23 protein-coding genes and 1 pseudogene are annotated in these 22,304 nt (G+C 53.6%); 17 read left to right on the plus strand and 7 right to left on the minus strand.

The window, feature by feature from the left end; genetic code table 11:
* Nucleotides 1-501, plus strand: a 501-nt coding sequence (locus BG842_RS30680; protein ID WP_217493351.1) for a hypothetical protein, incomplete at its 5' end; no start/stop codon positions are given.
* Nucleotides 502-950: 449 nt separating this feature from the next.
* Nucleotides 951-1,544, plus strand: a complete 594-nt coding sequence (locus tag BG842_RS19650) for a hypothetical protein (RefSeq protein ID WP_069452105.1) — start codon at nt 951-953, stop codon at nt 1,542-1,544.
* Here BG842_RS19650 and BG842_RS19655 read toward each other — a convergent pair.
* The 3 genes from BG842_RS19655 to BG842_RS19665 all read right to left on the minus strand — a co-directional run bounded on the left by BG842_RS19655 (nt 1,536) and on the right by BG842_RS19665 (nt 4,517).
* Nucleotides 1,536-2,033, minus strand: a complete 498-nt coding sequence (locus tag BG842_RS19655) for a helix-turn-helix transcriptional regulator (protein ID WP_139136200.1) — start codon at nt 2,031-2,033, stop codon at nt 1,536-1,538. The two genes, BG842_RS19650 and BG842_RS19655, sit on opposite strands and share 9 nt — an antisense overlap.
* Nucleotides 2,034-3,500: 1,467 nt before the next feature.
* On the minus strand, nt 3,501-3,857 hold the full coding sequence (locus BG842_RS19660; protein WP_069452107.1) for a hypothetical protein: 357 nt from the start codon (nt 3,855-3,857) through the stop codon (nt 3,501-3,503).
* Nucleotides 3,858-4,025: 168 nt separating this feature from the next.
* On the minus strand, nt 4,026-4,517 hold the full coding sequence (locus BG842_RS19665) for an Lrp/AsnC family transcriptional regulator (protein ID WP_069452108.1): 492 nt from the start codon (nt 4,515-4,517) through the stop codon (nt 4,026-4,028).
* Between the two features lie 955 nt (nt 4,518-5,472).
* Between BG842_RS19665 and BG842_RS19675 the strand changes: the two genes are divergently transcribed.
* A complete protein-coding gene (locus BG842_RS19675; protein ID WP_175424219.1) occupies nt 5,473-6,312 on the plus strand; it encodes a TrmB family transcriptional regulator in 840 nt (279 codons plus the stop codon).
* 97 nt (nt 6,313-6,409) lie between these two features.
* Here BG842_RS19675 and BG842_RS29110 read toward each other — a convergent pair whose 3' ends face one another.
* The gene (locus BG842_RS29110) at nt 6,410-6,715 is read right to left on the minus strand and encodes a HalOD1 output domain-containing protein (protein ID WP_139136201.1); all 306 of its coding nucleotides are present in this window, start codon (nt 6,713-6,715) and stop codon (nt 6,410-6,412) included.
* 258 nt (nt 6,716-6,973) lie between these two features.
* Nucleotides 6,974-7,495: a SprT-like domain-containing protein gene (locus BG842_RS19680; protein WP_069452109.1), complete on the minus strand. Its 522-nt coding sequence runs from the start codon at nt 7,493-7,495 to the stop codon at nt 6,974-6,976.
* Nucleotides 7,496-7,566: 71 nt separating this feature from the next.
* Here BG842_RS19680 and BG842_RS19685 point away from each other — a divergent pair, with 71 nt between their 5' ends.
* Nucleotides 7,567-7,842 (plus strand): hypothetical protein, encoded by a 276-nt coding sequence (locus tag BG842_RS19685; protein ID WP_069452110.1) that lies wholly within the window; start codon nt 7,567-7,569, stop codon nt 7,840-7,842.
* Nucleotides 7,839-8,279 (plus strand): annotated as a pseudogene (locus BG842_RS33250) (type II toxin-antitoxin system VapC family toxin). The gene BG842_RS19685 and the pseudogene BG842_RS33250 overlap by 4 nt, the downstream one beginning before the upstream one ends.
* A gap of 15 nt (nt 8,280-8,294) precedes the next feature.
* On the opposite strand, the gene BG842_RS29115 reads toward BG842_RS33250, so the two are convergent.
* On the minus strand, nt 8,295-8,684 hold the full coding sequence (locus BG842_RS29115) for an SWIM zinc finger family protein (protein ID WP_069452111.1): 390 nt from the start codon (nt 8,682-8,684) through the stop codon (nt 8,295-8,297).
* Nucleotides 8,685-8,867: 183 nt separating this feature from the next.
* Here BG842_RS29115 and BG842_RS19700 point away from each other — a divergent pair, with 183 nt between their 5' ends.
* The 8 genes from BG842_RS19700 (at nt 8,868) to thrC (ending at nt 14,824) form a co-directional block, all read left to right on the plus strand.
* On the plus strand, nt 8,868-9,221 hold the full coding sequence (locus tag BG842_RS19700) for an HTH domain-containing protein (protein ID WP_069452112.1): 354 nt from the start codon (nt 8,868-8,870) through the stop codon (nt 9,219-9,221).
* Nucleotides 9,218-9,649: a type II toxin-antitoxin system VapC family toxin gene (locus BG842_RS19705; protein ID WP_069452113.1), complete on the plus strand. Its 432-nt coding sequence runs from the start codon at nt 9,218-9,220 to the stop codon at nt 9,647-9,649. The genes BG842_RS19700 and BG842_RS19705 overlap by 4 nt, the downstream gene beginning before the upstream one ends.
* Nucleotides 9,646-9,810 carry a hypothetical protein gene (locus BG842_RS29120; protein ID WP_139136139.1) on the plus strand — a complete coding sequence of 55 codons (165 nt, stop codon included), beginning with the start codon at nt 9,646-9,648 and terminating at the stop codon, nt 9,808-9,810. Before BG842_RS19705 ends, BG842_RS29120 begins: the two co-directional genes overlap by 4 nt.
* A 246-nt stretch (nt 9,811-10,056) precedes the next feature.
* Nucleotides 10,057-10,569, plus strand: a complete 513-nt coding sequence (locus tag BG842_RS30155) for a hypothetical protein (RefSeq protein WP_175424220.1) — start codon at nt 10,057-10,059, stop codon at nt 10,567-10,569.
* Between the two features lie 631 nt (nt 10,570-11,200).
* The gene (locus BG842_RS19725; protein WP_083252650.1) at nt 11,201-11,812 is read left to right on the plus strand and encodes a DUF998 domain-containing protein; all 612 of its coding nucleotides are present in this window, start codon (nt 11,201-11,203) and stop codon (nt 11,810-11,812) included.
* A gap of 611 nt (nt 11,813-12,423) precedes the next feature.
* Nucleotides 12,424-12,597: an excalibur calcium-binding domain-containing protein gene (locus tag BG842_RS33255; protein ID WP_083252651.1), complete on the plus strand. Its 174-nt coding sequence runs from the start codon at nt 12,424-12,426 to the stop codon at nt 12,595-12,597.
* A 147-nt stretch (nt 12,598-12,744) separates the two neighbouring features.
* Nucleotides 12,745-13,470 carry a helix-turn-helix domain-containing protein gene (locus tag BG842_RS19735; protein ID WP_069452118.1) on the plus strand — a complete coding sequence of 242 codons (726 nt, stop codon included), beginning with the start codon at nt 12,745-12,747 and terminating at the stop codon, nt 13,468-13,470.
* 115 nt (nt 13,471-13,585) lie between these two features.
* On the plus strand, nt 13,586-14,824 hold the full coding sequence (thrC, locus tag BG842_RS19740; RefSeq protein ID WP_069452138.1) for a threonine synthase: 1,239 nt from the start codon (nt 13,586-13,588) through the stop codon (nt 14,822-14,824).
* 20 nt (nt 14,825-14,844) lie between these two features.
* Here thrC and BG842_RS19745 read toward each other — a convergent pair whose 3' ends face one another.
* Entirely contained in the window at nt 14,845-16,464 is a 1,620-nt protein-coding gene (locus tag BG842_RS19745; protein WP_069452119.1) for an amidohydrolase family protein, read from the minus strand.
* Between the two features lie 89 nt (nt 16,465-16,553).
* On the opposite strand from BG842_RS19745, the gene BG842_RS19750 reads away from it, so the two are divergent.
* From BG842_RS19750 to BG842_RS19765, 4 genes are all read left to right on the plus strand, one after another.
* Complete coding sequence (locus BG842_RS19750) at nt 16,554-17,798, plus strand: Zn-dependent hydrolase (protein ID WP_069452120.1); 1,245 nt, start codon at nt 16,554-16,556, stop codon at nt 17,796-17,798.
* Entirely contained in the window at nt 17,795-18,808 is a 1,014-nt protein-coding gene (locus BG842_RS19755; RefSeq protein WP_069452121.1) for a threonine/serine dehydratase, read from the plus strand. The genes BG842_RS19750 and BG842_RS19755 overlap by 4 nt, the downstream gene beginning before the upstream one ends.
* 73 nt (nt 18,809-18,881) lie before the next feature.
* Nucleotides 18,882-20,474, plus strand: a complete 1,593-nt coding sequence (locus BG842_RS19760) for an amidohydrolase family protein (protein ID WP_069452122.1) — start codon at nt 18,882-18,884, stop codon at nt 20,472-20,474.
* A gap of 86 nt (nt 20,475-20,560) precedes the next feature.
* On the plus strand, nt 20,561-22,111 hold the full coding sequence (locus BG842_RS19765; RefSeq protein WP_069452123.1) for a M81 family metallopeptidase: 1,551 nt from the start codon (nt 20,561-20,563) through the stop codon (nt 22,109-22,111).
* Nucleotides 22,112-22,304: the final 193 nt, after the last annotated feature.

The raw sequence follows: 22,304 nt of genomic DNA on the forward strand, positions 1-22,304 counted from the left end.
GAGGATTTCACCGAACTCGAGAAACCATCGAATCTGGTCTCGGATTCCGTTAGACGGCGGTACTCGTTTCTCTGGTGCGCTCAGCTCAAGACATTCGCGCCGTATCCGAACATTCGCGACGAAAACGAAGCGGAGGAGATTATCACTGAAAGTCTGGAGCGGTTCGCAGTCCCGCCGCTCACGGACGACGAGATGATGCGCCAGCTCAAGTTTGGCGGGATGAACGAGAGTGTCACGCCGGAGAAAGCGAGCGCCAAGACACTCGATACGGCTAACGACAACCGGTCGCGTGACGCGGCACTGAAAGCCATCTACGATGAAAGTATTCGGCAGGGCAACCAGGTGAGTTCATGCCGATTGAGGCGTGTCTCGATCGGCTCACCGACTATCTACCTGCACGGGGTGGCGTTGAAACCGCCGAACGTGCGTGGCGACACGTACTCAAAGACATCCCAGAGGCCTATCTTGAGTACCGCGAAGAAAGCGGCCAAAGCCAAGTGAAGGTCCGTTCTCGAAGCTTCATGAACGTCGGCGATAGCGAGAATGATGGCGGGCGGAACACTGGGCACCGATGGCCGATGCCTATGTCCGATGACACAGCTCGGCTTCATCTTCGAGATCCCTGATCAGACGGTGATGCAATGCCGGACGGTCTCGCACGGGTTGACGAGATGCTTGCAATCGACGACACTGATGATCCCGAAGCGATCACCGCCAAAGTGACCACCTATCGGATAATCACGCTCTCCTGAATCGTCTGCGGGAGCGAAAGACGCCTATATCGAGAGTGAACACACGACTGGCAGCACGCAACCGTCACAGACGGTGAAAAATCTCGCCCAAGCTCACAACGCCGGACATCGGTGTCTGTTCTTCGCCCGGAAGACGTCGCCGAAAATGTGTATGAGACGGTCGCACACGACCCGTTTTGTTGTCGGAGCAATCACCCGGTGGTCGACGAGCGGCGATTCTATACCGGCACCCAGATGCTCACGATCGACGGAGAGACGATGACCCGGCCTGGAAGTCGAGAGAACGTCTGGATACATGACGAGCATGCTGACGAATACGTGCTGCGCGACAGTGAGGGCACCATTCATGCGCGCTTCGAGACAGCAGCCGACATCTTCACCGACGCAAGTGCCTACCCGAGTGGTGGCGAGCGGAATATCAAGCCGCCGGTGATCCCCGAGTACGAAATGGATGGCGACCTCGACGCGGTGGAATGGGATGTGATCGTGGTGCCGCCGGAGACGCAAACACCGATGGATATCCGACTGTATGAAGGCGAGACTCAGACGCCGCTGACCGATCTGGTGAACGATGCATCCAGCTATCAGCTGGAATCGAACGTCGGGAGTACCGATGAATCAGGCACAGACGGTGAGAGAGACGAGCATGAGATGGACACTGAAGACGACGTGGGTACCGAACGAGAGGAAGGCACAGCACCGACTACCGAGAACGTGAGCAGTGAACGCGATACGAACAGAGACGAGGAGGAGAGTACCGAGTCAAACAGTGGATTTGGCGTATTACGATAGCTTTGTGTCGGCCTCGGCGAGGATCTGTTGTACTCGTTTTTGCGTTTCGTCGTCTTGTGCCCCGGAAATGACTTCGAGGATGTCGATGATAACTTGCCGTCGCTGGCGGGTTTCTGCTTCGAGATCTTCGATACGATTTTCAAGCGCCGTTACCCGTGTAGCAGTCTGTGCGGTTTCTGGTGGAGAGAGCACGTCGTCATGCTCTTCGATGAATGCCACTCCGTCGTCGGTGAGCTGCCACACGCGAGCACGTGAGCCACCTTGTCCAGTGTAGGTGCGATCCGGCTGTTGCTCAATGAGATTCCACCGGGTGAGCAGCTTCAGGTGATGGTCGATACTCCCGGTTGGAACGTCAGCCCGTTGTCGAAGTGTTGATGTATCCAATGTGGCCTCGTCGGCCCGGTTGAGTGTGGCGAGCATTTTCCGGCGCTGGTCGCCCAGCTTGTCTCGCATTTCTTCAGGGGTTGGTGTGGAGGTGTCAGAGTCCATAGTATGCCTACACCCAGCACTATTGAGGTAGTACACCTTCAATATTAGGGCACTATACAGCTGTATCAATAACTCCCGATAGCTGTGCATGAAGCGGTAAACAACACCAAAAAATAACGGCAAGGGGGCATCCCCTCAATTCTATCAGAAACTGGAAAGGAGTGTGCGCGACACAACGCGGGGACTACCGCCCCCGAATACAGAGTAGAACGACCCGCAACGAAAGCAGGCAATCCAGGACAGCAAGGACCAGTGGGCACCCCCAATCTATCACAAACAGATGATACACAGTACACGCGAAAAGAGGGCACCCCAACAGGCTACCAGCAGAGGCATCAGCAAGGATGCGACAGAGCAGAAAGCCGGGAACAATAGCACCCGGACAGTCTGCTAGAGCGAATCCTCGACGACAACCAAGACACGAAGAATGGGACAGTCCACCATGCAGAACAACCGAGGAAAAAGAACATCGAAAGAGAGGACAGTCCACCGAGGTCACACGAGGAACATAGAGAGCGAGACAGTGGGACAGTCAGGCCGTGCCGATCCCAGAGGGAACAACAGACTGACGAAAGGGGACAGTCCACCACTGCACCTAGCGGGTCCACAGAGGCCAACGCAGTGTAGCAGGAACAGCATCACAGCACTGGCAGCAAGCCGCCATGAGGAGTACCAAGCAGTGTACCGCACAGCGGGGAGGCTGCAACAGTACAGCAACAGCACACCGACAGCAGAGGTGGAATGATGGCCAACACAAGCGAGTGTGGCCGTGATTACCCTTGAGCCAGTAATAGACGAGAAGAGGAGACAGTCTGCCCTGCCAGGACATACCGAGAAAACCGCGAAGCGACGATGAGGGGTGCCAGTATCCGCACTGGAGTGGGGTGCCGATGAGCGGCACATAGTCAACCAGTCTTGGTGCACTGGCTGGGGTGCCAGTAGTACGTACCCATGGAATACCCATGTGACGGCAAAGGTGGGGTGCCACATGGGCGCCATACTGGGGTGCCAGTATGAGAGCAACCGTCTTCCATAGAACGCACAAGTAAGTGGCAGTGAGCACACTGCCAGACTGTCCACAGGAAGTCAGGGGACTGCCCTTGTGCCGGTACAGACCAGCACGTTGGACTGTCCTCTGCGTACCAGCAGGAGTGAGTCTGATCTAAAGACGGTGGGACTGTCGAGCGAGCGCTACTTACAGCGGAACTCTGGTGTGGCACCAGCGGGACTGTCAGGAGCAGGGATTGACTGTCTATCCGGTGAAAAGCAAAGGAAATCCAGTGTGTTACCAGGAGGACGGTTAGAAGAACACCAACTGACTGTCTGGCCGGTGGGAAAGCAGATGAAAACCGCTGTGTTGCAGCTAGGAGGGCACCCCGTCTGGTTTCTGCCGGCCGGCTGTCCACTGGTCACGAGGAGGGGTTATTCGGGCGGGGCGGTTCGGTATTATTCCTGTAGTGAGGATTCCTATTCGCCAGTCGAAACCGTCACCAGCATTTCCTCGAGCAGTGCGTCGACCTGTGGTGGGGCGCTGTAGGTGGCTTGCTGAGCGGATTGGTCATACTCAACCACCCCTGCATCAGCGAGTTTCGGGAGGTGGATATGATGCACCGCAATCTCTGTATTCGTGCTCTCATCCGGCGAGACTTGCTCGTCACGCTGTGTAAGCTCCGTCACCAATGCAGAAACAGACAAAGAAGCATCGGTGTTGCGAAGGCATTGGAGGAGAACCCGACGCCGGTGATCAGCAAGCAGCTTATATAATAGGGTAAGCTGTCCCTTTGTGGTGCGACGATCGCCAATCGCGGGTCTATCCTCGTGCATATTTGACCCTCGATTGGCCACACATATAATCATTTTTAATAATCATATTGTTAGATTGTGGAATACACACGGAGAGGCACAAATTATCGTTCTGGCACAGAGTCACTGTGCAATACCCGCACTATTATCCTCAAACACTGTGAAATACGCAATTAGGTGGGTTGGAAATTAGCTATCACGCTGCTCCTCTGCCGTTTCTTCACTGAAATGGAAATGGTCGAATGGCTGCATATGCCGCTCGCGCATGATCTCCGAACTTTCAATCGTGACTCCTGAATCGTGGAGTGTGTCCGTGATACGCGTGATATCCTTTGTACTCGTCCCCACGACTTCGACGTAGATATTCCGCCGGCCAACGAGCATCTCGCGCACATCGACCACGCCCTGTATCTCAAGTATTTTCTGAACATATTCGGATTGGTTGGTTGCGGGCGCGGTACAGACGAACAGCACACGAAGCGGGAGATTTGCTGCTTCGTAGTCGATCTCGGGATGATAGCCCTTGATGATTCCATCATCTTCGAGCGCTTCGATCCGGTTCCGGATGGTACTGGCCGAGACACCGACCGTATCAGCCATTTCATCAGTAGTTGTATTCCGTGCGTCTCGCTGGAGATGATAGAGAATGCCGCGATCCACGTTGTCAAGTTCTCGACCCATACACAAGAATCGACCTAGTGAGGTAAATAGTGTATGAATAAGTGAGTGAACACCTTCTCATAGATTCGGTCACAAATAGTTCACTCTCTTCCTCAAACGAAGAGCAATTCACAAAATAGGGGCTATTTAACCGTGTCTGAGGTGACCACAAATTGGTGCATTATGATACTCGATACACAACTCTCAGTACTCTCGAATCATCATAGACGGCGGGTTCTCCTCGCGTTAGTCGACAATGCGCCGCAAACCACACCCACTGGTTCCGCGGCCATGGTGGAGACAGACGGTGGAGACCAACCCCAGACAATTGCGATGCAGCACATCCATCTCCCGAAGTTAGCAGATCACGAGTTCATCGACTGGGATCAAGAAACACAACGCGTGAGGAAGGGGCCGCAATTCGATGAGATCGAGCCACTGCTCACCGTTTTGAGTGAGAATCAAGATGTGCTACCTGCTGGTGGGGCTCCCGACTAATCGATCGCAATCGAAAAACTGCCACAGATGTGGCAGCAAGGTACGGAGTGACGATTGGTTGGGACCCATCAGAACTCCGTACCAAGTAGAGGTTTGAGCTAGACCGGTATAACGCTACTGTGATTATGTGGGTTACTGATTATATATCTGAATTGTAAGAGCAGGAATTTGTATCACCAACTACTAATCTCGTCGAAATCACTCCCGCCGCGACTGTGAAATCAGCAATAATACGGCCATAAATTGCACATTCCGCATCAAAACTCTGTGATTATCTGAGTGAATGATGTGATCACTGGTGAATTAGCAATGTGACTGTTCGGGGATGAGTGCCTTTGATACGTATTGATGCGCATAGTCTACTATATGATGGACAGTGCTGTTGGGCGTGTTCAGTGGTTTCAACAACAACTGTCTTGTGAGCGACGCCAAAACGGTATGAACGACCCCGGTGTTCCCGGGCAGATGGTTGGGACCCATGAACGAGATATCTAATCACCAGCAAGCGATCGATTTGTTGCAGCAACTCGGGTTAAAAGAATACGAAGCACGGTGCTTCGTGGCCTTAGCACGTCTGCCGAAAGGGACGGCCAAAGAGATCAGCGAGACATCCGAGGTTCCGCGAACACGCGTCTATGATGCGATCCGAGTGTTAGAGACGAAAGGATTAGTTGAGATCCAACACTCGAATCCCCAGCAATTTCGCGCCGTGCCGATCGAGGAGGCTGCCGAGACACTGCGCCAGGAGTACGAATCACGGACGGACACGCTTGTCGAGGCTCTCACTGCGATCGAGCCTGCAGAATCGAACGGTGGTGATGAAGAAATCACCCACGAAGTCTGGGCGCTCTCGGGAACGACCGCGATTACGAATCGCACCCAGCAACTCATCGACGCCGCTGGACGAGAAATCGTGTTCATCGTCGGTCGAGAAGACGTTGTCACCGACGAATTACTCGAACAGCTCCAAGAGGCACTGGACACCGGTCTTGATGTCCTGATTGGCACGCAGACCGAGGACCTTCGTGAGCAGGTTGCAGAGGCACTGCCCGACGCTAATGTGTTCGTCTCGGGGCTAGAGTGGTTGCATAGCTCGCCGCTTGAAGTTGACGACGACACGACGATCAGTCGGTTGTTGTTGATCGACAAGAATACGATTCTCGTGAGTTCGGTCCACGAGACGGCTACTGGTGAGATTGAAACGGAAAAGGCAGTATTTGGACGCGGCTTCGACAACGGGATAGTGGTGATTGCGCGGCGATTGATGGCGACCGGCTTACAACCGGCTGACGATCCTGAAACACCCGACGACGATTGATTGCGAGTGTGTTATCGGAACGCTGTTTTTGCAGGAGCGAGATCTCTGCATGACTGATGCTTTAGAAAGCGCGTGCTTTCAATTAGAGGTAGAGTTCCTAGACAGGAGCAACGTTCACAGTGCCATTGCTTTGGACCGTGACGGAGTAGCCAGCGTACGTAAATGAGATTGAAGTGGTCGTGTCGGTGTTTTTTGTCGTTGGTGGTGCAAGAATCGCGTCAAAGGCGTCGGGGTCGATAGAATCGTAGAGTGGATTGAGTTCTTGGTGGTCGCAGTTCGTTGCCCGTGCTGTTGTTTCGACGACAGCGGCGCTTGGTTCTGTCGACGACCAGTCGTATTGAGTTTGGATCCCTTCGGGTGGTTCGTCGTCATCGCCAGAGTTCAGCGAATCCTTCTCACTCATGAATAGCACGTACTACGAAGACAATTGGCAAAAGTGTTGTGTGAGGAATTGAGAGACAGTGTGGTGGGGCTACTGATACGTCTGAATTCGGGCATTCAGTGTCTAACACAGGCCGTGCTCTGTGTTAGTATTGTATACTAACTTCAGCAGTATCACTGAACCCAGGGCACCGATGAGAATTCAAGCACAAAGCAGCAGTCCGCGAAAATCCTCCTCGTATCTACTCGTTGTCGCGAGAACTACTTAAACGAGAATTGGTTAGTGGCCGTCGCCCTCTTCGACATGGATTGACCCACCGCACTTGCTACAGCTGTACTGCTCGGGGTTACGGACCGTTTTCGAGCGTCGGTACCGGGCAATCCGACCGCCGCAGTCCTTGCAGACGAGCCACCACTTTGGTGTAGTGAAGCGTTCGCAGTGCTGCGAGGTGTCGAGGCAGTCTGTCCAGCGGGTGAACGTTGCTCCGTGATCCGCGTCACCGAACTCGTGATACTGCCAGGCGTGGATGAGTTCGTGGCGGACGGTGGAGCTGAATTGCTCCCAGCCGTGTTGTTGGTAAGCCGTCCAGGTCAGCGCGATCGTGATTGCCTCTGTTGTCGGGTCGTACTTCGTGACGCGCGCCTGTCGTTGGGCTCGGTGTGAAACCACCCAGTCGATTGTTTCGACCGGCAGATCCGGGAAGTGCTCGGCGGCGACGTTCGTTGCGTGCTGCTGTGCTCGGTCGAGGAGGGCCGTCGGTGGCTCGGAGGTATCATCGGTCGCGTTCTCGACAGCGCCCATGTGCTTGCAATAGACGGCGGAATACTACTGAACAGAGTAGCATTTATGGCTGAGTAGAAGAATCTACTAGTATGGCAACGTCAGTGAAAATAGACGAAGGAACGAAGTCTGATTTGGAGGAGCTCCAAGCAGAGATTCGTCTACAGGCTGGGAAACAGGTGACACAACAGGAGATCCTCGCCCGAATCGTTGCACAAGCGGTTGACTCGAAAGCTGAACTCATCGATTCGTTTCGCGATGAAATGCCGACACTTGATCCGAGCGAGCGAGAAGCGTTCCACCAAGGAATGATTTCCTCTGGCGTGAAAACATCGGAATCGGATATCGACGAAGAGCTATACGGATGAGCGTTCTTATCGACACTGGTGTTTTTTACGCACATCACGATGAAGACGCTGAACGCCATGACATCGCGGTTTCTGCGATGAATACAGTACTTTCTGGTGAATACGGACAACCGTACACCAGTGACTATGTCTATGACGAAACGGTCACATTAACTTGAATGCGGACTGGTTCATTTACGGCTGCAAAAACCGTCTCCGACCGTATTCTTGGACGTGAATCATTCCCAGAGATATTTGAGATTATCCAGATGGGGCACGACGACTTTAATGCGGCAGTCGATACATGGATCCAATATCAAGACCACGATCTGAGTGTGACTGACGCAAGTCTTGTGACGCTCTGTGAACGATATGATATCGATACTCTCCTCAGCTTTGACTCAGATTTCGATGGAATCGTCCATCGAACAGATCCATCCCATATGTCTACGAAATAAGAAGATCGAAGAGAATTAGTTCGGTAGGTCCTTCCGGCCCGTTCGCACGCACGGCCAGCATGGGAAACCACTGAGGCCGTCACAGTCACAGTTCGCTGGTTCGGCATCGTCTTCGTCCTCGGCGGGGAAGGCGTTGAGCGTCCCGTCATCAGTTGCGTTTTCGACGGCGGCCATGTGTTTGCAAAAGGCGTTGCGGTGGACGTGGTGCGGGCACGTGCAAGCCATCAGTTCGTCGGTCACGTCGTCGATGGCAACTGTGTACTGGTGGTCTGCGGGGGTCTCGTGGCTCTCGTTGGTGACTTCGACGAGTCCGGGGGCCTCGACATCGAAGGAGAATTGTTCGGCCTGTGCGCGTTTCTGTGCCGTCTCGTCAGCTTCAAGTTCACTAGGCGATTTCGTTGACATGGTCTTTCGAGGTTCCATTTGGAAGACCGGTGCCGGGTGTTAGAGCACCCGGCGCGTTTCTACACACGCCCGAGGGCACCGTTCTTCCTACCATATTGTATATGCCACATGGTCATAATGGTTGGTATTCACCACATGGCGTACACCAACAGGACTATACTTCGGTAGTGTGTACCGTGGGGTATGTCCAAAGATCGCAGTGATTCTGGGCGGTACGTCGAGACGGTAACACTCACTGACGTGCTCGCCATTTTCGAGGAAGTGGAGGGACCAGTAGTGACCTCTGGTGATGTGGCTGATGCCCTCGAGTGTTCACGAGAGACAGCCCGACGGAAACTCGGGCAACTTGAGGATCAGGGCCGAGTGAAGAGCCGTCAGACTGCCGGGCGAGTCATCTGGTGGCTCGTCGATGAGGACTCAGTGAATGAGGTGGATCCAAGCGATCCAATCTTTTCACGGGCAACGTACAGCTCTGGAGAATCGACTGATGTGTCCGAACACGTGGATGATATCCTCTATGGAAAGAGTTCGAAATGAGTCATCCACTGCCGCTGTTTGTTGATACTGGTGGATTGTACGCCGCTTTTGACGAGGATGATGTGAACCACGAAGCAGCGAATGCGGTGTTCGGTGGGATGGAATCGGGTGAATATGGGCCAGTGTTTACCAGTCGGTATGTGCTTTCGGAGTTTGCGACGTTAATGTTGTACCAGATTGGTCACACAGCGGCCGTTGAGGCCCTTTCGACGGTTCGCCAATCACGGACGTTCAACATCCTACCGGTGGGCAAGGCGACGTTTGACGCGGCGTGTGAGGAGTTCGAACGATATGGCGACCAGCAGATTTCCTTTGTTGACCAGACGAGTGCCGTGCTTGCTCGAGAGCACGAGATAGAGCATCTGTTTGCCTTCGACAGTGACTTTTCGACGATGGGGTTCGAGCGGGTACCAGTGGATATCGAATGAACTCGGACACAGCAGCTGACTTCGCGGCCGAGCGTGCCCGTCTCCGGAAGCAACTGCAAGCAGCGGAGACAGCACAGGAACGCCGTGAAGTAATGCGTGAGATGGCGGCACTTGAGCGGAAAGAGCATGCCGAAACGTACGAGAAGCTCGCAAAGGAGTAGAGAACCACAGCTTGGTAGTTCTTTTTCGGATAAATCACGTCCCAACTCTGCTGTTAGTATTGTCACAACTCGATCGTAGAGTCGTTCGAGATAGTCGCTAATCGTCATCCTCAGCTGGAAATCTCCCGGTAAGCAGGGTGACTGACCGACTTTCTCAACACACCCATTCATTATTAAACGAATATAATTAGTGTATTGAGAGATAAATAATAAATCATATATGCAATATCTTTATTGCGGGGTATTGTGACGGATGTACCAGAGGGTTACGCCTCAATGTACGAATTACCACGACGAACAGTTATAGGTCTCCTTGGAGGAGGAATAACTACTGCACTCGGGAGCGGGCTTGCAGCGGCGAGACACGTTCCAGAACTCCCCCGTATCACGTTCAATAAACAGACCAGTCGCGTCCAAGAAGATAAACCGACCACCATCGTAGTTCCGCGGGCCGATCTTCCGGAAGGCGGGTGGATCGTAATCCATGAAGGTCGACATGAAGACCATATGCGCGGCGAAGGTGATCATCAGATGATGAATATCATCGGTCACTCTGAGTATCTTGAACAAGGTCACTACGGTGGACTCAAGATAGCGGTGTCCCCGTCTAAGACGGGCACCCAAACGCTTACTGCGGTACTCCATAAGGACGATGGTAACGAGGAATTTGATCATCCAGGTGGTGACCCACACTACACGACGTCAGATGGGTCAGAACCGGTTCGGGATGTTGCAGAGGTCAGGTTTAAAAAATCTTGATAGAGGATGTGAGAGAGCGCGAGGAGAAGGGGGCGAGTTCGTTCAGGAACGGAAGCCAGCGGATGTCCTTGCGGTCATGAAACCGCTCGAACGCTATATGACGTGTGAAATTGCGGAGGAGCGTAGATGGCCATGGCGGACAGCGTATGAGATTTCGAACAGGTTTACGGATGATGGTGAGACTCGCAAAAAGAAGGCGGAAGCACGTCGGATGATCTGGATTCTACCTTAGCAGTTATTCGTTGGTATGGCTGATCGCTATCTAGTGTGAGGGAGCACCTTCAAACAAGAAGTCGACCAGAATGTGATCTGCGTATGCTCTCGATCGAGTGAAGTCATTCGGATTCCTTGCTGGTACGTGCATAGAGCAATTCGCTCTCGTCATCAACATAATCACTCTCCGGATCACCGATGATGAGACCAAGGTCTCGGGTGATACCACCGACCTCGATCGTCTCTGGAGAGCGTCCAGCATAGTCGAATTCATGGCTCTGTTGAACTCCCAATAGATAATACGAATCGCGTGCTGAATAGAGAGGGTGTGTTTAGCAGGAGGAGTACCCTCGGTATCGACGTCCATGCTGGTGCTTTCGGAGGTAGTTCTTAGTAGCTATTCAGTGTTTGAACATCCATGTCGACCGACCGGACGTATCCAGGTCTAGGGATAGCGGTTTGCCTTTTCGCTTCTGCAGTCGCGCTTGCAGTCGCTCCGGTATTCATGCCCGAGGGATACTCCTGGTTCTCCCATACAACGAGCGAATCGGCCGCACAAGGTGTTCCGGCAGCCTGGATTGCCAGACTTGGATTTCTCCTGTTCGGCATTGGGGTTCTATGGGTGACAGTGCAGCGACGTGATGCTTGGAAGCGGTGGGCGACTGTGTTCCACGCAGGGTTCGGCATCTTCATGATTGCAACAACCGTATTCTCGACACGGTCATGGGACCCAACGGTGGCGTACAATCCAATCGAGGATGCGATCCACTCGGTGACCGCTACACTCGTCGGGTTCTGTTTCGCATTCGGCGTGTTACTTCTCCTCCTGCGCCGACGACAAGAGCGGCGGAACGTTCGGTGGGTCGATGTCGTCGCTCTCGGCGCGACAGTAATACTGCCGACAGCGATGATGCTCTTACCCCATCTCGCGGGTGTATTCCAGCGATTAATGTTCTTCGTGGCGTACGTCTGGTATCTACGAGAGGACTATCTGTTTTTAGCCCACTCGAACCACTCCCCAAATTCGTAGCTAGTGACCGACTTGCGCCTAGCATTCAGCATGACTTCTGAAACCAATCTCCACCCGAGAGTTCCGACAAGGCCGAATTCATCTCTGGTCTCGTCGGTTTCGAATGCGAGGACACCATCGACATCGCTCTCTTGGGTGACTTCCTTCGTCGGGTTCACAAAACTTCCCGTAAGCTATGCACTGCGAAGGCGATCCTCGTCGACTTCGAGTGCATCTCGGATCTGTGGCCACGTTGGTTTGCGTTCGTTATCGCCCATTGCAGTGGAATATTGGTAATTGGCTACCGTGATACCGGCACTAAGTCACGATGCCGAAACCAGACATCGATTTCCTCACCATCGGTTTCGATGCGGTAGCTGTAGGAGTCCAGTTCGCGCCCGGTCTCGTCTTCGAGAGTGTCCTGCAGGACGTCCGTGATGCGATATTTACGCCAATAGCGAGAACTTCAACAGACGGTTGTTGACGGATGGGTACGCCCGATTGTAGAGAGTTCGTTCTCGAAACGGAGCGACTTCGAGACTGCCGAAGCGAACGCCCAGCAAAACGAGGTTGGTTTCTGGGACTTCGACGGACCAACCTCGACGCCCAAACCAACTCCGACGGCAGCTGAAATGACGGAGGCGCCGTCCGATGAAGTGAACATCCCACCACTTCCGTCAGATGGCGACTACGATTGTAGTCACTTTGATATACAGGAGTCGGCTCAAGCTGTATTTAATCGGGATTCAAGTGACCCCCATCGTCTTGATGGCGACGGTGACGGCGTTGCCTGCGAGTCGCTCTAAACAACTTTGTCGGTACCCATACCATTTTTTGATGATTGCATTGGCCTTTGACACGCTAGAATATGATAAAGCGCCTATTAATTTGTGAATGTAATATGTTTTGTTCGAACGAAAATATTATGCTGAAGTGAATTGAAACTGATTAGCATGGGTGAGGTTACCAAACACATACCAACTGAATCGGCCCGAACGTCACAACTAACGCTCAAAATATGGCATCCAAATTGCTGGACACTTCAGACAACAGACACCGTTGATGCAGGATTGATCGCACACGGTGTCTACCACTACAATGGGCGCGTGAGCGCTCGGTTGACAGCGTATGCAGATAGGACTGAACAGATTGACGAGTTGGTAGCCGAAATCGAGGAATCGGATCTTACAGACGTTGTTAAGCGCATCAATGATTATTTTAATCCGAATGTTCCGGCTCACTCGGCAGGAAATGCAACCGAAGAACTTCTAGTCGAATACGCACCTCGAAACAGTATTCATCAAGCATTCGTTTCTCGGGGTTTCATTCCAGAAGAAGAAATAAGAATCAAAAACGGATATGAGTACTGGGTAGTCATCATCTCGAAGCCTCGAACGACGATTCAACGGCGTCTAGACGAGATTCGTCGAGAGATGGACGCGGAAATAACCATCGAAGGGATGAAATCGCCGGATACGGAATCGGCGAAGTACAATACTACAGACCACCTCTCAGAGCGTCAGCGAGAAGTCTTCGAATTGGCACAGCAGAGTGGCTATTACACGTGGCCCCGTGATATTTCTGCGAGCGAACTTGCAGACAAACTTGATTTGTCGAAAACAACGGTTTTAGAACATCTCCGAAAGGCAGAAGCGAAACTACTTGGCCCTAAAGCGTAGTTCTCAGCGGGAAAATAGCCTCGATTGGTTAACCATGATCGAGTCGGATTCGATTCAATCAGACACCGTCCATGTAGGGTAGTGGATTCTCCTATCTACTGTGCTAGGGAGTGATATGGATCACGTTACGGCAGTAGAGTGCACACTATGCGGCAAACAGTATGACCCATCGGAAGTAGTCTATACGTGCTCGAATCACGCAGGTGTCAAAGGGATACTCGAGGTTCAGTACGATTATGATATTATCGACGAACGGTTCAACGAGCCGCTTGACGGACAAATTAACTCTCAGTGGAAATACCAAGCATTCCTACCCATCTCCGAAGAGACAGATCCAATTACACTTGGTGAAGGTGGAACCGACCTCCTTGAGGCAAATCGATTAGGTACCGAATTAGGGGTCGAAATACGCGTGAAAGACGACGGGCGTAATCCCACAGGTGTTTTAAAAGATCGTGCAACGTCAGTCTCAGTGACGAAAGCCCGTGAGTTCGGCCGCGACATCGTTACGTGTGCGTCGACGGGAAATGCGGCTGCATCGCTCGCAGGCTTCGCCGCTCGTGCCGGATTAGAGTGCCGTATCTTCGTCCCGGGTGATGCACCAGGAGGAAAACTTGCACAGCCTCTCGTCTACGGAGCGGACGTACTCGGAGTGGAAGGGACGTATGACGAAGCATACGATCTCAGCATGGAGGTGACTGAACGCTTTGGATGGTATAATCGCAACGCGGCGATTAATCCATTCCAAGTTGAGGGAAAGCGCACTGTCGGCCACGAACTCGCCGAACAATGCCGCGATGACATACCTGATTGGGTTGTCTTCTCAATGGGCGATGGATGTACAATATACGGCGGATGGAAGGGTTTCCGCGAATTCAGCAAACTCGGATACGTCGACAAAACGCCGAAAATGCTTGGCGTACAGGCCGAGGGGGCCAGTGCCATTCACGACACGTTCCACGAACACGAAAACGTCCACGACGTTGCGAATACGATCGCTGATAGCATCGCTGTCGGTCGGCCTCGAAACACCCTCAAGGCGTGCAAGGCACTCGAACGCAGTGGTGGTACCTCCGTCCTCGTGAGCGATGAAGAGATTCTCCACGCGGAGGCACTTCTCGGACAAACGGAAGGGATCTATGCAGAACCCGCCGGTGCAGCGCCAGTCGCCGGTGTTCGAAAAGCGCGCGATCGTGGAATCATCGAAGAAGGCGAGTCAGTGGTCGTGGTCGTTACCGGTAATGGACTCAAAGATTCCGATAGCGCGATGCAGGCTGGAGGCGAAGTCGAGTACATCGAACCGGATATCAGTGACGTGACCGATCGCTATCAAACGAGTGTCGAGAGCCGCTAAGAGCAAACACCCACAATCGATTAACGACTCCGAAGATCGGGACGATTTGTTCCATCCCATTCATCGGTCGAGCGGAGCACGCTCCCTGAGCGAACGCCAGTCGGTTCGCCGTTTTCGATAACGAACTCCCCATTGACTAGGACGTGTTTGATTCCATCTGAGAAGATCATCGGATTGTCATACGTCGCGTTCGATTGTACTCGCTCGGGCTCGAAGATGACGAGATCGGCCACGTAGCCTTCCCACACACGACCTCTGTCGGGAAGCCCGAGAACGTCTGCAGGGTGACCTGCTGCCTTGTAGATGGCCGTCGAGAGCGATAACGAGTCCCGTTCGCGGACATACCGACCAAGGAGTCGCGGGTACGTGCCGACGGCACGTGGGTGTGGCTTTCCTCCAAAGATACCATCCGTACAGATCGTTCCTCGTTCGTCCGCAAGGAAGCGTTCGATGTCGACGTCGTCCATCACGAAATCGGCCATCGTCACGGCGAGGTCTTCCTCGACGAGAAGGTCACACATCGCTTCGACTGGACCCACTTTTCGTTCTACGGACAACTCCGCGAGCGTTTTTCCCTCTGCCCGTCCGCTATCGGTAGCAGTAATAAGAATATTATCCCAAGATCCAGCTGATTTCGCCAAATTTTCCCACTCTCCGTCATCGGACTCGATGTCCGCTTGGATACGCTCGCGGCTTTCAGGATCGGCCAAACGACTAGTCACCGCGTCCGTCTCGCCCGCGCGCGTCCACGGTGGAAGCAATGCAGTGAGCATCGTGCTCCCGGCAGTCCAGGGATACTGATCGAACGTGACGTGTACCCCACGTTCGTTGGCGTCGTCAAAAAGGGAGAGTATCTCCTCGGACCGTCCCCAATTTTCCTCGCCCGCAACCTTCAGGTGTGAAACGTGAGGCTGACATCCCGCTCGCTCACAGAGACTGACGAACCGGTCGATCGATTCGACGACACGGTCGCTCTCGTTCCATACGTGCGATACCATGAACGTGTCGCGACTGGCGAGAATTTTACCCAGTGATTCGAGTTCGGAGTCATGTCCATGGGAACTCGGGGGGTAAATCATTCCCTTCGACATGGCGAACGCTCCAGCATCGATTGCCGTGTCGAGCACGTCACAGATGCGGCCGAGTTCGTCATCGGTAAGTGGCCGATCCTCGAATCCTGCCACGAGCGACCTGAGGTTCCCATGAGGGGTGTAGTATGCACAATTGACCGCCGGTGATAGTGCCTCAAGGGCATCCAGAAACCCTTCCACAGATTGCCAATTCCACTCGTCTTTCGTGCCGAGAAGTGACTGAAGTCGATTAGCCCACTCGTCCTGTGTCCCTTGAGGAATCGGTGCGACGCTGATACCATCTTGGCCGAGAATCTCCAGCGTAATCCCCTGAGTCAACTTCTCGCTTGCGTTAGGGTGTTCGAACAGATGGAGTTCGGAGTGAGCATGCATGTCAATGAATCCCGGTGCGACCGCGGCCCCTGAAAGATCGATCGCCTGGCCGTCCCCTATTGGTTCCTGTCCAACGCGTTCGATTCGTCCATCGGTGATTTGGATGCATCGTTTGGTCGGCGACCCACCAGAACCGTCATACACTCTCGCGTTTCTGAATTCGATGCGATTTTCCATGTCTGTTCAGAGAATATGCGCGTGCTAAATGACACCTCCTTTCATGGAAGGTGGCGGAATCAAAACCCTTGATTACGATTCTATACCTGATGTCACAGACAGTATCTAACGAGCGCTTCCGCAAACGTTTCACTACGTTCAATGAAATCGGCGCGACGGACCGCGACGGTGTGAATCGGCCATCGTTATCGGGTGCGAATCAGGAGGCACGAGATACACTCGTCGAGTGGTTCGAAAAGGCAACTCTCGATGTAACTATCGATGAGATGGGGAATATATTTGGCCGTCGAGCTGGTGCAGACAATGCTCTCGATCCGGTACTGATCGGATCACATATCGATAGTCAGTACAATGGTGGCCGCTACGACGGTGTCGTCGGTGTCCTTGGGGCACTCGAAGTCGTCGAGACGCTGAACGACGAAGATATCCAGACGGAACGACCGATCGAGGTAGTCGCGTGGAGCAACGAAGAAGGAGTACGATTCCAACCGGATATGCTGGGAAGTGGTGTCTTCGCTGGCGAGTTTGACCTCGAATATGCGTACGCTCGAACGGACAAAGAGGGAAAAACGTTCGGGGAGGAACTCGAACGCATCGGGTACAAAGGAGACGAGTCATGTGAGCCAAGGGATCTCCATTGTTACTTCGAACTGCACGTCGAACAAGGACCACAACTCAGTGAAAGAGGTCGAAGTGTTGGTGTCGTCGAGGGAGTCTATGGATTCGTGTGGATGAACGCTGCATTCATTGGAAGTGCGGATCACGCCGGGCCAACACCGATGCATCTCCGCCACGATGCCCTCGTCGCGACGAGCGACGTCATCGAATCGGTTCGGCGTATCACGGGTACTGGTGGTGACGACCTCGTGGGGACTGTCGGATCGATCGACGTGCATCCGAACTCGATTAATGTTATTCCAGAGCGGGTCGATTTTACTGTGGATTTCAGATCTTACGACAACGACGTCGTCGACCACGCAACAGAACAGATACAACGCGAAATCGAGCACGCTGCCAACCGAGAGAGCGTCGAGATGGAGTATGAGGAGATCATGCGTGTCGACGCCGAACCCTTCGATGACGGATGTATCGAAACCGTAGAGCAAGCGGCCAACGCGGTCGGAGCGGAGTATATGCGGATCGTTAGCGGGGCAGGCCATGACGCAAACTATCTAAACGAAATCTGCCCGACGAGCATGATATTTGTCCCTAGCGTCGATGGTATCAGCCACACAGAAGACGAATACACCGAATGGGAAGACGTGATTCGAGGTGCGGACGTACTTCTCCATGTTGTTCTCGAAAAGGCCAACATGGGCGAGGTTGAACAATGAGCAAATACGATCCGATCGAATCACCCGACGCGACAACTATTTTCCCATACCACGACCTCACACCGCCAACACCCGCGGACGTGTACAAAGCACGGAGCATCGTGCGACGGTATCTCCCGCGAACTCCGCTCGTTCGTAGTGAGGCCCTCTCCGATGAGACCGGGGCAGATGTATATCTGAAGCGTGAGGATACGCTCCCGACGGGTGCGTTCAAAGTCCGCGGGGGTGTCACCCTTGGTCATCAGCTTAGCGATGAATTCCGTGACACTGGCCTCATCGCTGCTTCGACAGGCAATCACGGTCAATCCGTTGCTTACGCTGGACGGACGTTTGACGTCCCGGTGACCATTGCAGTTCCAGAAAAGCCAAACCTTGAGAAGGTTGCAGCGATGGAAACTTTTGGGGCAACCGTCGTTGAGCATGGCGTGGACTACGACGAAGCACGAGAATGGGTCGAGGAGCGTGCAGCAGAGGAGGGCTATCGGTATGTCCACTCAGCGAACGAACCCGAACTTATTGCTGGCGTCGGTACCGCCGGGATAGAAATACTAGAGGACCTCCCAGAGGTGGATATAGTCGTTTGCCCCGTAGGAGGTGGGAGTAGTGCTGCAGGCTATTGTCTCTCAGTCGGAGCCCTCGGAGATGCTGAAGTCATCGGTATCCAGTCAGAGGCTGCAGACGCCACCTATCGCGCTTACCACGAAGACCATCTCGACCCTAGCGAACAGGTATCGACGATGGCCGAAGGAATCGCCTCACGAGTTCCATTCGCGCTCACTATGGATATTATGCGTGAGCGGCTCGCCGATATCCGGCTTGTAAGTGAGGACACCATTCAGCAGACGATCCAAGACATGCTCACCAACGAGCGGCTGATTGTGGAAGGAGCCTCAGCCGCCGCACTCGGTGCAGTCCAGAAGATGAATGTTTCCGGAAGCACGATAGTGGTGCCCATTTCAGGGCGCAATCTCTCGACGACGAAACTTCACCACGCTGTCGGCGACGGATAACCCCCGTTTGTATTGATGCCGCCCGTTCATACGCGGTGGCCTGTTTTTTTGCAATGCTCAGAAAGGTACGTCTATGACAGACCTCGTTATCGAGGATGCGAAAATAGTAGATGGAACAGGAGCCCCGTGGTTTCGTGGCGCGGTCGGGGTCACCGACCACGAAATCTCCGAAATCTATCGCAACACTGACCCAGATATCGATGCGACGACGGTGAATGCCGATGGTCGGGTCGTGTGTCCGGGATTCATCGATACACACTCCCATTCTGATATTGAACTATTCGACAACCCGACTCTCGCACCGAAAGTTCGACAGGGAATCACGACCGAGATACTGGGCCAAGATGGGTTCTCCATGGCACCGATGTATCGAGAAGGGGGCGCCGAGGAATGGTCGAAGCAACTCGGAGCTCTTGCTGGACAGACGGACATCGCGTGGAGTTGGGGTAGCGTCGGCGATTACTTGGACGCCGTCGAGGAGTCAGGAGTTGCACCAAACGCTGCCCTTCTTGTCGGTCATGGAACAGTTCGATTCAATGTCTTGGGGATGGACAGTCGTGATCCGACGGACGAAGAACTCGAAGAAATGGCCGACTTGGTAACAGAGGCACTGGAGGACGGTGCTGCTGGCTTCTCGACTGGCCTTATTTACACTCCCTGTACCTACGCCGGGACACACGAAGTTCAGGAACTAGCTGCTCGTCTCGGTTCGTACGGGCGCCCCTTCGTCGCTCACATTCGGAGCGAAGGCAGATGGATTTGGAATGCATTCGACGAATTCATCGACATCGGGGCTGAAGAAGGGATTCCCCTGCATCTCTCACACTTCAAGATGGGTGGCCCCGAGCAACATGGAAAGGTGAACCGGGCGACGTCGCTAATCGAAGCGGCACGAGAACGAGGTGTAGATTTTACCGCCGAACAATACCCCTACACCGCAGGAAGTACGATGTTATCGGCCGTTCTCCCACCCTGGGTTCACGCGGCGGGCCCGAAGGGAACACTCGAGTATTTGACTGACGACGATGCTCGCGAGCGTATTCGCCAAGATATCACCGAGTGGCGCATCACTGGATGGGAGAACATAGGTGCACTCTCTGGGTGGGACAACGTCGTAATCGCCAACGTCGAAAGCGAGGAGAACACCGAGGTCGAAGGGGCAAGTATCGCTGAGATTGCCAACGATCGCGATACTGAACCGGTCGATGTGGTGTGTGAGCTCCTTGTCGAGGAAGAACTGAGCGTGAGTATAACTCTTCATATGCTTGATGAGAACGACGTGCAAGAAATCTTCTCGTACGAACGGGTATGCGTTGGCACGGACGGGCTTTTTGGAGGGAAGCCCCACCCGCGTGTGTACGGTACTTACCCACGCATTCTCGGGACATACGTCCGTGAAAAGAACCTCCTCACGCTGGAGGAGGCGATTCGCAAAATGACCTCACTACCAGCCCGGGCAATGGGTCTTGACCACAAGGGCGTCATCCGACCGGGGATGGACGCAGACCTCATCGTGTTCGATCCTGTTCAAGTCGAAAGTCGTGCTACGTTCGAAAACCCACGACGGTACCCTAAGGGAATCGACTACGTTCTCGTCAACGGAGAGTTTGCCGTTCGTGAAGGCGAGATGACCGAAAACCTTCCTGGTCGCGCCATCAGAAAGTAGTCGAACATCTCGTTGAGTGGTTCGTGCTGAAATTCCCCTCCATGAGAGGGAGTGTGTTTAATCGTCCGTCTGCTAAATTGTCGCATATGTCTGATGAACTAGTGCTCGTGGGAGATTTCTCACACGAGACAAATACGTTCGCGACAACACCGACTAACCGTCCAAAATTTCAGGAACGACGTGAATACTTCGGGGAACAAGTTGACCGAAAGTTGCGAGAAACGAACACCGCTGTCGGCGGGGTGATCGATATCGCAGAGGACGAACAAATCGAGCTCGTCCACACAGTCGCTGCGTCAGCCACTCCTGGGGGAATCATCCCACAAGAAACATACGACTTCTATTGTAACCAAATTCTAGCCGGTATCAAAAAGCACCGCGACGCTCTCGATGGCGTTTTACTCTGTCTCCACGGAGCGATGGTCCCGGAGGGGATGGAGGATGGCGAGGGGCCTCTTGTGGAAAAGGTTCGAGAAATCGTCGGCGATGGCGTCCCTATCGTGGTAACGCTCGACCTACACGGTAATATCACCGACCAGCTCGTCGAAGAGGCGGATGCACTTGTCGCCTATGAATCGTACCCACACATAGACATGGGAGACACCGGCCGTCGAGGAATGCGCATTCTTACCGAAACGATGCGTGGGGAAACCGATCCGACGATGCATATCGAACGCCCGCCGGTTCTCGCAATGGGGCCACTTCAGAATACCCTCGAAGGGCCGATGGCCGAGGTGATGGCAAAAGCCCGTGAGTACGAAGAGCGCGATGAGATCCAGAAGGTGAACGTCTTCCCTGGATTTCATCAAGCGGACATTCCCTCAATGGGGTTCTCAATTCCAGTCGTCGCAGATGGCGATCCCGACGCGGCAAAAGCAGTCGCTCGCGAACTTGCGGAGTATATTTGGGCTCGACGTGAAGAATTCGTCGGAGACTTCCCCACTCCATCCGAAGCGGTTGCGGAGGCCCAACGTGCAGCGACTGCTCTCGACGCCGAAGATGGGCCGATTGTGATGGCAGACGTGGGTGATAACCCCGGCGGCGGCGGCGCTGCCGATGGAACGACCGTTCTGCGCGAAATGATAGATCAAGAGCTGACAAACGCCGGCTTCGCTATCATGCATGACCCGGGCGTCGTCGCCGAATGCGCCAACGCCGGTGTGGGAGAGCGCGTCACCGTAACCATGGGTGGCAAAACGGACGACCTACACGGGGAGCCGATCGAAGATATTGATGGGTACGTTAAAGTCATAACTGACGGCGAGTTCGTCAACACTGGTCCAATGGGAACGGGGAGTGAGAACCATCTCGGCACAGCGGTCCATCTGAAATGCGGCCACGAGGATGGAGTGAGCGTCATCGTCACCGATAACCGACTGCAGCCACTCGACGCCGAAATATGGCGACACATCGGTATTCAACCCGAACGCCTTGATGTACTGGTCGTCAAGAGCACGAACCACTACCGTGCCGATTACGAATCAATGGCGAGTCGTGTCATCCCAATAAACAGTATCGGACTCGTCGCAATGGATCCACGAAAATTTGATTTCTCACACATCCAGCGACCACAATTCCCCCTTGACGACATGGACGATGACGCATATCCCCCGTGGGAACGCAGCATCGAACACTGAGAACAAGCGTTCAGCGAATCCCTCTCTGGTCCAATACCGAACCGAGAATAGAACCATTAGAGTACACCGTTTCTCGTCTCCAACTATCTACACGAGTCTCTCAACGTGTGGACCACATCTGTTCTAACGAATGAGAGTGATCAACAGGTACCAACAGCGGAGCGCAACTACACAAAATAACGGGCAACTATTT

The sequence above is a fragment of the Haladaptatus sp. W1 genome (genome assembly GCF_001723155.1).
In the GTDB taxonomy this organism is placed as follows: domain Archaea; phylum Halobacteriota; class Halobacteria; order Halobacteriales; family Haladaptataceae; genus Haladaptatus; species Haladaptatus paucihalophilus.